This window comes from Agaribacillus sp. DX54, assembly GCF_056858335.1.
Genome location: NZ_JBXEQE010000030.1, coordinates 25120 through 37398 on the forward strand (window position 1 = coordinate 25120; position 12279 = coordinate 37398).

10 protein-coding genes are annotated in these 12279 nt (G+C 43.0%); 6 read left to right on the plus strand and 4 right to left on the minus strand.

The genetic code is table 11. From position 1 onward, the window contains the following. Window position 1: 1 nt before the first annotated feature. Window positions 2-1651 (plus strand): PepSY-associated TM helix domain-containing protein, encoded by a 1650-nt coding sequence (locus tag AC04NP_RS23930; protein WP_482862520.1) that lies wholly within the window; start codon window positions 2-4, stop codon window positions 1649-1651. Window positions 1652-1854: 203 nt separating this feature from the next. Here the strand turns inward: AC04NP_RS23930 and AC04NP_RS23935 are convergent, their stop codons facing one another. From AC04NP_RS23935 to AC04NP_RS23950, 4 genes are all read right to left on the minus strand, one after another. After that, window positions 1855-3168, minus strand: a complete 1314-nt coding sequence (locus AC04NP_RS23935; RefSeq protein ID WP_482862521.1) for a DUF3526 domain-containing protein — start codon at window positions 3166-3168, stop codon at window positions 1855-1857. A 29-nt stretch (window positions 3169-3197) separates the two neighbouring features. After that, a complete protein-coding gene (locus AC04NP_RS23940; protein WP_482862522.1) occupies window positions 3198-4622 on the minus strand; it encodes an ABC transporter permease in 1425 nt (474 codons plus the stop codon). Then, a complete protein-coding gene (locus AC04NP_RS23945; protein ID WP_482862524.1) occupies window positions 4615-5328 on the minus strand; it encodes an ABC transporter ATP-binding protein in 714 nt (237 codons plus the stop codon). Before AC04NP_RS23945 ends, AC04NP_RS23940 begins: the two co-directional genes overlap by 8 nt. 666 nt (window positions 5329-5994) lie before the next feature. Then, entirely contained in the window at window positions 5995-6948 is a 954-nt protein-coding gene (locus tag AC04NP_RS23950; RefSeq protein WP_482862526.1) for a hypothetical protein, read from the minus strand. Window positions 6949-7322: 374 nt separating this feature from the next. Here AC04NP_RS23950 and AC04NP_RS23955 point away from each other — a divergent pair, with 374 nt between their 5' ends. From AC04NP_RS23955 to AC04NP_RS23975, 5 genes are all read left to right on the plus strand, one after another. Continuing rightward, window positions 7323-7868 carry a carboxypeptidase-like regulatory domain-containing protein gene (locus tag AC04NP_RS23955; protein WP_482862527.1) on the plus strand — a complete coding sequence of 182 codons (546 nt, stop codon included), beginning with the start codon at window positions 7323-7325 and terminating at the stop codon, window positions 7866-7868. A gap of 38 nt (window positions 7869-7906) precedes the next feature. Further along, window positions 7907-9238: a PepSY-associated TM helix domain-containing protein gene (locus AC04NP_RS23960; protein ID WP_482862528.1), complete on the plus strand. Its 1332-nt coding sequence runs from the start codon at window positions 7907-7909 to the stop codon at window positions 9236-9238. Beyond that, on the plus strand, window positions 9235-9558 hold the full coding sequence (locus tag AC04NP_RS23965) for a hypothetical protein (protein ID WP_482862529.1): 324 nt from the start codon (window positions 9235-9237) through the stop codon (window positions 9556-9558). Before AC04NP_RS23960 ends, AC04NP_RS23965 begins: the two co-directional genes overlap by 4 nt. Before the next feature lie 188 nt (window positions 9559-9746). Further along, window positions 9747-11261: an NADP-dependent isocitrate dehydrogenase gene (locus AC04NP_RS23970; RefSeq protein ID WP_482862530.1), complete on the plus strand. Its 1515-nt coding sequence runs from the start codon at window positions 9747-9749 to the stop codon at window positions 11259-11261. Between the two features lie 72 nt (window positions 11262-11333). Next, on the plus strand, window positions 11334-12215 hold the full coding sequence (locus AC04NP_RS23975) for a YitT family protein (protein ID WP_482862531.1): 882 nt from the start codon (window positions 11334-11336) through the stop codon (window positions 12213-12215). The last annotated feature ends 64 nt before the right edge of the window (window positions 12216-12279 follow it).

The following is a 12279-nucleotide window of genomic DNA, read 5'->3' on the forward strand; positions in this document are numbered from 1 at the left end:
CATGAAACTGAAAGGATTAGGAAACAGGGCTTACAACGTGTTATTCCACACGCATACCGTCACCGGTATTGTGATCAGTTTTGCACTTTTTGTTATATTTTATGCGGGTGCTTTTTCACTTTTCAGGCATGAAATTTACAAATGGGAAAATCCCGCAGCAAGGATTGATGTACCGGCCGGTTTTGATTACGACCGGGCTTTCAGGGCGGTAGATGAGGTATTTCACCTTGACCCCCACGCAATCACCCATATTGTATTTCCCAACCGGCATGATCCCTTTTTCAAAGTATATGGCGCAACCCACGACACAGATAGCACAGTGAAACGGATTAGGGCCGCTGTTCATCCGGCAACTTATGCGGTAACTGACCTTTCCGAACCACCTACCACGGTAGGTGATACTATTTATCACTTGCATTACTTCGGCCAGATTCCGGTTGCCGGCCTGTACATCTCAGGATTTGTGGCGCTTTTTTTCCTTTTTGCCACTATCACAGGGGTGCTCATTCATTGGAGAAATTTAATTACTAAATTCTATGCCTTCATTATCAAAGGGAAATGGAAACAAATATGGACAAACGCCCATACGGTACTGGGGATACTGGGCTTGCCATTTCAGGTAGTTTATGCAGTAACCGGGGCATTTTTTGGTTTACTTACTTTACTGTTACTACCCAGCGTCCTGGTATTATTTGACGGTGACCGGTCACAGGTTTTCGAAAAGGCAAGGCCCTGGATGGCGATCGAGTTGGATGGAAATACTGCCAGCAGTGATAATATCAGCATGGAGGAATTGATCGACCATGTAAGACAACAATACCCTCACTACCAGGTAATTCGTGCAATTGTCAGGAATTATGGCAAAACAAATGCCCTTTTAACCGTAAACATCGACGATCAGACGGGCATTTTGGCGTCGGGTAATATCACCATGAAAATGAAAGATGGTACGGTTATACCGGAGGCAAGTATACTTCCCGATACCAAAACATATAGCCACGCTGCGCTGGAGTTGATTGCCAAGCTGCACTTTGCGAATTTCGGGGGCATTTTCCTTAAAGGGATCTATTTTATACTCGCATTGATTACCGCCTTTGTCATTATCAGTGGCATTCTGATCTGGAGAACCGCCCGTGACAATGGGAAATATACATTGAAACAAAGGCTGTTTCATCACCGTGTCACCAAGGTTTATCTGGCCATTTGCTTAAGCCTGTTCCCCGCGTTTGCCATTATCTTCCTTTCCAATAAACTGGTCCCGATTGATTTGAACGGGAGAGTGGCCATTGTCAATCAGATTTTCTTTATCAGTTGGTTAGCCTTAACGGTGACCGGACTGTTCCTGAACAGTTATTCGCGCCAGAACAGAAACTATTTGCTTATCGGCGGTTTCTTGTCCTTACTGGTGCCTGTTGTCAACGGAATAGTTACCGGAGACTGGTTCTGGCAGGTTTGGCGTACTTTGCCTCAGGTAGCCTATGTAGATATTTTTTGGCTTGCAACCGGAGTTTTTGCTTTGGTAATCGTTTTTAAAGTACTTAAAATAAGTAAAATTAAAGATATTCCTACCGAAGAAAAATCGTTGGCATTACCTGTAAGAGAAAAAACTGTTACGCCGGTATTTCAGCCAGAAGTATTTGAAAAGCCTTAAATCACGACGGCTCGTTCAATGGTGATATAAAATGTAATGCCATTTTCCAACCAGCCTGTAAGCGCTATTTTAGTATGGTTTTGCCACGGCTTACATCTGGCAGCACTTTGATTTTTTTAAAGAACATCACACATATTTTCCTGATCTGTTGAAAACTGGCTGGTTACCGACGATCAACAAACCGGAAGAAAGATATTTATATCTCAGAGATTTAGCCGTGACCGAAGTTCCTGTAAATCATCATAATCAAATGCTTCATTTGCAAAAATCCGGGGGTAATAGACATCCTTTAATCCCTGGTGAAATGACTCAACTTCCCGAAGAAAAGCAAGATGGCTGTTCCGGTCTGTTTGTGCCATTGAAGATAGTCTTTCATGCACTGCGGCAGCAGGGGCCAGCCATTGCCATTGATTAAGTAGTTTATTTCTCGCCGCCACCTGCTCCTCAAACTGTTCATTGAGGGTCTTTGCCTGAGTGTCAAGCAGGGTGAAGCTTGCGTAATACCACTTGTGAAAATCTGTGGTGTCACCTTGGTTATACTGTGGATGTTCCGGATAAAACTGATCAAAAACAAAAGACTTTGGCGACTTCCAGTTTTTATCATTGAGAGCCCTGACAGAATGAATTACCTCTGAACGCTTGGGCAAAGGTTGATCAGCCAATACAAACAGGTTGAGCATCGCCGGGGTGATCAGGGTCAAAATCAGCCAAACCCCTAGCCCCATCATGGCACTGAGTGCAGCACTTTTCCGCAACCACACGATACCTGCCATTATCAGCGCCCATAAAAAACAATAGCCATAAATAAGCAATAACCATTGCATAAAAAGCCCCACATGCGAGGTAAAGGATATGCCTTGAAGCAAAAAAGCCAAAATCAACAACAACGTGGCAAGCAAAATGACAACAGCAAAACGTAAAAAGCCTCTACTCGCTAAAGTGAAAAACAAGGGTACAGGCTGAGACTGTAAAAGCAACAGGGTACCGCCTTCTTTTTCAGCAGCATAAAGGTTGTAAAACAGGGCAACAATAAGTAGGGGCAGGAGAAAAATGTAAACATATGACAGGTCAAAGTTCCCTGTAAGTAATTTCATAGGGTTAGCCAGCTCTCCTACGTATATCTGCTTGTGCAGTGACGAGACATCGAATCCATAGTAAGAAGGAAAAAGATCCCTTTGTCCCAGGCAAAGGCCTGCCAAGGGTGATGGATCATTAGCGAGATAATAGGTGAAATGCTTGTTCCACCCAACACCAACAGGCGATAGGGCTCGTTCAAACTTTTCCTTGTTTCTAACCAGGGTAGTATCCAGGGTCGCCCAATGCAATAAGCTATCAAATTGCTGAATTTCATGTTGCTGAACATGAGTGATACGGGTATTTTGTTTGTCTATTTCAAATTTCCCAAAGTAAATACCGTAAATCCCGGCACCTAGTGTGACAAGAAGCAAAATTTTAAGTGTATCACTTCTCCTGAGAGCCATCCATTCGAATTGGAAAATGTGCAAAAGTTTTTTCATGGTTTTGCGCTTTAATTTTATTTTCACCATTACAGTCCGGAAATCCTATTGGAATACTTTACCGAAATGATCAAAAGTATAATCAACCAAAAAGCGAGTGCTGCCATTCCGCGCCATTGATCACGTAATATGCTTACGGTATCCGGAAGATGGTATTCAAAAGGCTCAACCTGTGCCCACATATCTTTATCTGCATTATAGTCAGCATAAGCAACTCCGGGTTTGTGATTGAGCTCCATATCTTTGTTCATTTTTTTAACAAAGGCCCTGCGATAGTTTTCAGCCTTACGTGCAAAAAGCACATGGTGGTTAAAATCTGTTCCGGCCAGCCCCATTGAAAGATGGCGGATAGCAAGATAGGGATCAATAAAGCCCATCCACTCCGAAAGCCGGTTTTGTTGTTTAAATATCTGCTCAATTTTTGAAAACTCCTGATCATACACGTCGTCGGTATACTCTTCCCCTGCCTGCATAGCAATACCACCCCAGTTAACCGGGAGTTCTTCAACGGTAGAAACGCCATATTCATCCAGCACCTGCTGTTTTAATGTGGCCAAACGTGCATCGGAAGGATTGTGGCCATCGATCCCGTTTTTTACCTTTTCCTTAATAGCCTGTCTGAATTCAAACTGTGACGGTGTTAGATAGAGCTTACCGGCAAAGTTAGTGGTCGCCTTGGGAAGAATAATGCAGGCTACAATCCATATGCCAAGCAACGTGAGTAACGAAAATCCGGAATTCTTGCTAAAACCAGAAATCAGGACAGCCATCATCACAAACAACAGGAAATATAAGGAATACAAACCTGTTAAACTAAGAAATTTGACCGTCACTTCCGTATCCAGGCTGGAAGACTGCCTGTCCAATAGTAAGTAAGCCAAAAAAATAATTGGAATAAACAGCAAAAGTACCATAAAGTAAATGCCCCAAACCTTTCCCATTAACAATGTTCTCATAGAAAGCCCCTGTGCATGTATCATTTTTAAAGTACCTTCTTCGCGCTCTTTTGTGAAAGTATTAAAAGCCAGAAATATAATAAGCAGCGGCAGCAATAGTTGAAATATCAATGCTCCGGTGAGCTCACCAAAACGGGTCATGCCATTGCTATCCTGTGCACCACTAAATAACACCTCATTCTGCTTGTGCGCTTCCAGAAAAACCGAAACACCGGTATAGTGATCAAGTCCCACATCTAAAAAGCTTAATACCGGCTTGGGCTTGAATGCGAACTGGCCAAAGTGCGCGGCACTATGGGGGTGTTTGTTGCCCTGATTCAGCCATTGGTCATACATAGCGGATTGTGCAGCTTCACGCTGCTTTTGTATTTGCCGCTGTCCTTCTTTTCCCACTAAAACTGCAGTGATCATCAGGGACAGCAGTATCGCTGCCGAAACCTGCAACCGAACGTCCCTTACAGAGGAGAGAAACTCCTTTTTAATGATAATTTTAAGCATATACCGTAGATTTCATGGTTTCCAGATACAGCCTTTCAAGTTCGTTTAATGAAATGTCTGAGCTTTTTAAGATATGAATAAGCTCTCCGGATTTCATAATACCGATGTGGGTTCCGGACGCTTTTGCCCGGAACAAGTCATGGGTGGTCATAAGGATGGCCACCCCGTTTTCACGCATAGACATCAGCAACTGTGCAAAGTCGTTGCTCGCTTCCGGATCCAGGCCGGAAGTAGGTTCATCAAGTAATAGGTTTTCGGCGTTTTTAGCTTTGGCAATGGCAATGCCAACTTTTTGCCTCATTCCCTTGGAATATTGAGAAACGCGTTTAATGACAGCTTCTTTCTGCAACCCAGCTTCTGTTAACAATTGCGTAGCAGTTGCCTTATCGGGCGGGGTTCCTCCTAACCCTGCAAAAAATTGCAGGTTTTCCATACCGGTCAGATTACCATATAAATTCAGGTTTTCAGGAATATACGCCAGGTGTTTTTTGGTTTCTTTGGCGTGGCGTGTTACATCCAGGCCATTGATTTTCACCTCACCCAAAGTGGGTTCAATAAAACCCATAAAAAGATTGATGGTAGTGGTTTTTCCTGCACCATTGGCCCCAAGCAGGCAAAACAGCTCACCTGGCGATACTTTTAGATTGAGACTTTTCAATGCTTCGTGTTTATCAAAAGTTTTGGATAGTCTTACAGCTTCTAACATAATAAAGATGGTTTTGGGTAAAATAATGATTCTGAGACCGGCAATTTTAATAAACTTGCCAGGAAATGAAATTCTACTTCCGGGGCAGAAATATTTCTGATGAATTTAGGAAAGGAAAGCTGGGGGACCTCTTTCATAGACCGTAAAAAACATTAAAAGATTGAATCTCTATAAAAAAAAGATGACTACCAAAGTAAGTACAAGGCTTTTGATCTGTAAGTGTTAATTCAAAGGTTTGGTCAAAAAACAGCTCACAAAAAAGGCAGGAAGGTCCCTGCGAGGTAGCCGTAAAGTCCCCATTACAATGAGCGCCATATCCGGTTTCATGTTGCAGCGCATGTAAACTAAAAAAAAGCTGCAAGGAAAACAGATACCCTGCGGAAAATAGCATCACTATTTTTCTTACCGGTCTCATAACAAATTCTAAAATACGCAACCGGTTGATTTAATGCAACATCATTGCATTAAAGAAAGACTATTTCTTTCAAAAAAAATTGCTTGGCCGACTAAAACTAAATAGCCAAGTTTAATACCCGTTAATATTCACGGTGACAAATTAGGACAAAGGGCCACCTCAATCATTAAGATGACCCTTAAAAGGTGATTTCCAAAGACTGCGACGCTTACGGATCAGCCATACCCTTTATCGGAAAATGGTATCGATTCCTAATTTCCCTGCCACGAAGCCGCTCCATTGCCTGTACCATCGCTGGTGTAATCAAAAGGTCCTGGGTTGGTAATAAACTCACCTGTTGTCCAGATACCTTTGGTCACCGCTACATCTACCCGGCCACTGGCTCCCACATCTTCACCATATTGCATGAAATCCAGCATGGCAGCAGCATCACCAAAACTATTATCAAGATAAACCGCAATATCAGAAGCATTATCATTTAACGCCCTTTCAAAGCTGATAACCTCATCCGGGTCAAGCGTCAAATCTGCCCCATCAGTGGTCAGCGTATTTAACCGGGCATAGGATCTTAAATTACAAACCCAGTAATCAGTTAAATCCGACGGGGCATTGCCAAAGTTCTTCAGATAAAACCTGTCCCCCGCAGGATCCACTTTAAAAATTCTTACATTGGCGGTTCCGGTTGCTCCGGTCCAGAAGGAAGCACCGTTTTCATTCCCATTTCCGTTATAATCAAATGGTGAAACACCAGTCACAAACTCACCTGCCGTCCATATTCCCTTGGTCACCGCTACATCCACCCGGCCGCTGGCTCCCACATCTTCACCGTATTGCATAAAATCTATCATAGAAGTGGCGTCGCCAAATTGATTGTCAAGATAAACAGCAATATCAGAAGCATTATCATCCAATGTCCTTTCAAAACCGATCTCCTCATCAGGGTCGAGCGTCAGATCTGCCCCATCAGTAGTTAGCGTATTTAACTGGGCATAGGACCTGAGGTTACAAATCCAATAACCGGTTAAATCTGCCGGAGCATCGCCAAAGTTTTTCAAGTAAAATTTGTCTTCAGAAGCATCCACCTTGAACAGTCTGACATTTTCTTCACCTTCAGGAGGCGGCGCTTCGTCATCATCATTGCAACTGGTGAAAACAAACGCAGAAAGCGACAGGGCATACACGAAAATATTAGTAATTTTTTTCATAACTTTTGGATTTTGATTATTTGATAATACCATGGGACAAGCCCGAATCATTTTAGTTGTAAAAAATAGAGATCGATGTTTAAGCTGTTAATGTATTTCCCGAATTGATACCGGTTAATTCTTGCCAATAATACAACCGTAGCGCCTAAATCGTTATCATAAATGACAGGGAAATAGCTGAACTGGGAAAAAATCACGCTGAAAGCAAAAATATCTGTTTAAACAAGCTGTTGCAATGACATGCCTCAATACAGGAACCAACACATCCCCTACCTACAAGTAGTGATACAAAATGCCTAATAATGGCGATTGATCCCGGTTTCCTAAAGCTTCATATTTGCGTTATTTGGAACAGGTCTAAATAATTTCGATGAATGAAAAAACTGATACTAACCTCTTACTTAATTTTCACGTACCTGCTCACTTGTGCCCAGTCCGGAACTGTGACCGGCAAGGTAACGGATGTCTCAGGTGAACCACTGGGATTTGCCAGTATTGCTGTAAAAGGCACCTCAATGGGAACGCAGTCGGATGACAAGGGTTATTTTACACTTTCAAACCTGGCTCCCGGAAAGCAAACCATTCAGATCAGTGCGGTTGGTTATAAACTGCTCGAAAAAGAAGTCACAGTGAAGGCTGGTGAAACGGTTGCACTCGAACTGACACTCAATGAGAAGATCACCAACCTGCAAACGGTTGAAATCATAGGCCGTAAGGAGCGTGGCTATGCCAACAGCACCTCATTTCTGGCTACCAAAACATCATCTGCCCTGCAGGATGTGCCACAATCCATCGGTTATGTGACCAAGAAAGTGAATAACATTTTTGATAAAACCCATTGGGTTGGAGGATATGACTTCATCAGGGCTTTTCCGGGGGCCCCCAGAAATGTTATGACTACTGTTTCTTATACATTTTAACGTATTTTTGCTCACTACAAAGCCCGTGGCAGGCCTTTATGGTAAAAATCAAAGAAAATAATAAACTCTGGGCTATACATAGCTGGGTGGGCCTGTATGCAGGGGTTATCATTGCATTTTTAAGCATTACAGGTGCTGCAGCCCTTTTCAGGGTCGAGCTGGATCATGTTTTTAATCCCCACCTAAGAAGTGTGACGCCCGAAGGCCGGCAATTAGCCATGACCCCTGTGGTGGAAAAGGTAAAAGCACAACATCCGGATAAAGTGCTTTTTGAAGTAGAACTACCAGTCAGTGCAACAGGTAGCTGGAACATCCGGCTCCTGCCCAAAGAACAGCGCCGGCTATTCCCCATTTTCTGGGAAGTTTTTGTTAATCCATATACAGGGGAAATATTGGGAGAAAGAAATTACTACAAATCCTTTACTTATTATCTGAGAAACATCCATGTACGGTTTTATGAAGGTTTTTACGGCAGGCAAATTGTTGGCCTTGCCGGTATTGCCCTGCTGATTTCTACAGTCACCGGTTTACTTATTTATGGCCGGTTCATGAAAAAACGTTTTTTTGGCACCATCAGGAAAAAGAATCTGCGGGTCTCCCAGGCCGACTACCACAAACTGATTGGCATGCTGGCTTTGGTCTTCAACCTCATGATTGCCATAACCGGGGCCTGGCTTGGGTTGCAGGGGTACCTCCAAAAGTGGTTGAATATAGAACGCCCTAATACCTTTAAGCTTATCGAAAAACCTTACGGCAAGGAAGAAGACATCGCACTTACATTTGATTTTGATTCTATCTATCTTGCCTCACGCACACACTTTCCCCAGCTCATGCCTGTTATTATCCGTCCCTCTACCAATGGCGATGGCGTGGTAGAGGTGATAGGCGATGTGCCAAAACAGGTGTATGAGAGGAACAGTAACAAAATTGTGTTAAGCAAAGATAATTACCAGCCACAATTCATTTATAATATCAGCCATGACAACGCAGGGGCAAAATTGTTTTATGTTCAGGAGTCACTGCATTTCGGTGATTACGGAGGGCTGGCGCTTAAGTTGTTGTATGGCGTGTTATCCCTCACTTCAGGTTTTCTGGCCTTATCAGGTTTTATCGTTTATCTGGAACGGACCCGCAAAAAAAGGCTTGAAAAGCCAAAATTCGTTGAGCTTCGCCCGCTATTGCTCCGCTGGACTGCAGGTATCCTCGGCACCTGCGTCATCATCGGTATCCTCAGTGGCATCTGGGGTATAGGAATACCGACACTGGTCGTTGTAATACTATTTTATGGTTTTATCCTGCTGATATTGCTCAAAACAGTTTTTGGCAGAATTAAAAGAAGAATCGCCAAGTTAAACAATCAAATCACTTGACTCCAACCTCGAATCATACAAAAGAACACCTGCTGATTCCTTTGCTGATTATTACGGGGCTGCCTTTACTCATTGGCTTATTCTATTTATGCCATGAGTATCTGATGGTTTACACAAACAGCGAGACGCTTGAATTCTATGCGTTTAATGACACGGATTCCAGGAAAAAATACCTTAACTCCACCATGACCGGTATAGTGACCTGCTTTGTGTTGTTCACATTAAGTGTTTTGTCAGTCAGCTTTAAAAAAAGCTGGCTTTTGCTACTGTTGAGTTTGCTTAACTTTTCTCAGCTAACTTATTTACTGCTTTATCATTAAAGGCTTGTCCTGCCATTTCATCGAGGCTGTTCAATAAGTTTGCGCTGGTTGGGAAATGACGCAACATAATAATTATTACACAGCCCCAAACGGCTTTCATAATAAAAAACTCAGCCCGTAAACTTAAACCTTTTTTGATCCTTTCCGTTCTAGTAATAGTAATACTATCATGAATAAATGTAAAGCTAATGAAAAGTCTATCAGTTCAACCCAATGCATCGGAAGTAAGTAAAAAAAAAGCTGTGAAAATAGCAGTAGCTAAAGGTGACGGAATAGGTCCTGAAATTATGGATGCCACATTGAAAATACTGGATGCCGCAGGAGCCATGATTAAGCCAGAGTTTATAGAGGTGGGAAATTCCGTTTATTTGTCCGGAAATTCTTCAGGGATTACTTCAGCGGCATGGGATGTGGTAAGGGAAAACAAGGTCATTTTAAAGGGTCCCATTACCACACCTCAAGGTAAAGGATACAAAAGCCTGAATGTAACTTTACGAAAATCACTGGGACTTTTTGCCAATGTCAGACCTGTCATGTCATTGTCTCCTTACGTTCAGACAAATTTTCCGGAAATGGATGTAGTCGTTATCCGGGAAAATGAAGAAGACCTGTATGCAGGTATTGAGCACCGGCAAACGCAGGATGTGGTACAATGTCTCAAGCTAATTACAAGGCCGGGTTGTGAGCGAATTGTACGTTACGCGTTCGAATACGCCAGCGCTTATGACAGGAGCAAGGTAACTTGTATGGTCAAGGACAATATCATGAAATTAACAGATGGACTTTTTCATAAGGTTTTTGAAGAAATTGGCGCCGAATACCCTGAAATTGAGAAAGACGTCCAGATTATAGATATCGCCTCGGCAAGACTGGCAACAAGGCCGGAAGACTACGATGTAATCGTTACCTCCAACCTGTATGGTGACATTATCTCTGATGTGGCGGCGGAAATTGTAGGTTCGGTGGGACTTGCAGGTTCTGCTAATATCGGAACAGATATAGCCATGTTTGAGGCGATTCACGGATCAGCGCCTGACATAGCCGGTCTTAATCTGGCCAATCCTTCGGGATTGATCGATGCCGCTGTGATGATGCTGGCTCATATTGGGCAGCAAACCGTAGCCGACAAAGTAAAAAATGCCTGGCTGGCAACCATTGAGCATGGCTATCATACCAAAGATATTTTTACCCAGGGTAGAAGCACCAAAAAAGTGTCTACCGATCATTTTGCAGAGCAGGTTATAGAAAGGTTAGGGACAGCGCCTGAAAATCTGAAAAAAAGTACCCTGAGTAAAGGAAACGGTCAGATTGTCATCCCGGAGTTTTCAAGAAAACCGGTAGAAAAGAAATTAGTGGGGGTGGATGTTTTCCTTGATTGGGCAGAAAAAGATACCAACAAATTGGGAGAAGCATTGGATGCCCTGGGCAGCTATAATCTCCAACTGAAGATGATCACCAACCGTGGAGTCAAGGTTTACCCCCACGGAATTCCTGAGACATTTTGCACGGATCATTGGCGGTGCAGGTTTGTATCCGTTAAAGCCAGGATTGCCAATGATGAGCCTATCTATCAGGAGATCAACTATGAGCAGGTAGTCGCCCTGTTGTCAAGACTGAATTCAAGCGGATTTGATGTAATAAAAACAGAAAACCTTTATGAGTTTGACGGAAAGAGGGGTTTTTCATTAGGCCAGGGTGAATAGAAGGGACTACAATCACATTTAACTATCACAGTCAGGATAAGGACCAGACCTATAAGTCTGGTTTTTTTAGTTATGATCAAAAAAGAAAAACAATCTTCCGTCAGGCGCAGTATTGTTGAATTGCTTTGGATTACTGCCGGCGTGTTTTCCGCCGGCTTTGGACTTAAAAGCCTATTGCTGCCTAACAATTTTATCGATGGAGGAGCAACCGGCATATCCCTGCTTATCGCAGAAACAACCGTATTGGATATTTCTTATGTAATTCTGGTGGTCAATATTCCTTTTATTACCATCGGCTATCTACAGATGAGCCGCAAATTTGTGATTAAAACCGCCCTTGCCGTATTGACTTTATCTCTTGTCCTGGCTTTATTGGAGTTTCCCATCATCACCGAAGACCGGCTGTTGGCAGCCTTATTCGGTGGCTTTTTTCTTGGAGCGGGTATAGGGCTTAGTGTAAGGGGTGGGTGTGTGATCGATGGTACGGAAATCCTTGCGCTCTACTTTAGCCGAAGGCTGAACATCTCCATGGGTGATATCATTATCATCATAAACATACTGATATTCGGGGCCTCAGCATGGCTGCTCGGAACAGAAGCCGCCTTGTATTCTATGCTAGCCTATTTTGTCGCCTCAAAAACCATGGATTTTATTATCCAGGGTATAGAAGAATACCTCGGACTCACCATTATCTCAATACACAGTGAGGAAATAAAAGACGCTATTCTCTCTGAAATGAATACAGGGGTTACGATTTTGCATGGCGAAGGAGGATACGGTCGAAAAGAAAGTTCACCACAAAAAATAGATGTTTTATACACAGTTGTAACCAGGTTGGAGCTGCTGAAGATAAACAGAATAATTGATGACACTGACCCGCATGCATTTGTGGTCATCCAAGGTGTCAGGGATGTAAAAGGAGGGGTTTTGAAGAGGAGGACTATGCCACAATAACCAGCCTCCCTTCCCAATAATTATTGGCCTTAAATGTAGCAAAAATACAACCACATAGCCATTT

Coding starts and splice junctions, on each gene's coding strand:
- AC04NP_RS23935 (WP_482862521.1), bottom strand. CDS start 3,168: ATGAAAAAACTTTTGCACATTTTCCAATTCGAATGGATGGCTCTCAGG.
- AC04NP_RS23975 (WP_482862531.1), top strand. CDS start 11,334: ATGATCAAAAAAGAAAAACAATCTTCCGTCAGGCGCAGTATTGTTGAA.
- AC04NP_RS23940 (WP_482862522.1), bottom strand. CDS start 4,622: ATGCTTAAAATTATCATTAAAAAGGAGTTTCTCTCCTCTGTAAGGGAC.
- AC04NP_RS23950 (WP_482862526.1), bottom strand. CDS start 6,948: ATGAAAAAAATTACTAATATTTTCGTGTATGCCCTGTCGCTTTCTGCG.
- AC04NP_RS23945 (WP_482862524.1), bottom strand. CDS start 5,328: ATGTTAGAAGCTGTAAGACTATCCAAAACTTTTGATAAACACGAAGCA.
- AC04NP_RS23960 (WP_482862528.1), top strand. CDS start 7,907: ATGGTAAAAATCAAAGAAAATAATAAACTCTGGGCTATACATAGCTGG.
- AC04NP_RS23955 (WP_482862527.1), top strand. CDS start 7,323: ATGAAAAAACTGATACTAACCTCTTACTTAATTTTCACGTACCTGCTC.
- AC04NP_RS23930 (WP_482862520.1), top strand. CDS start 2: ATGAAACTGAAAGGATTAGGAAACAGGGCTTACAACGTGTTATTCCAC.
- AC04NP_RS23970 (WP_482862530.1), top strand. CDS start 9,747: ATGAAAAGTCTATCAGTTCAACCCAATGCATCGGAAGTAAGTAAAAAA.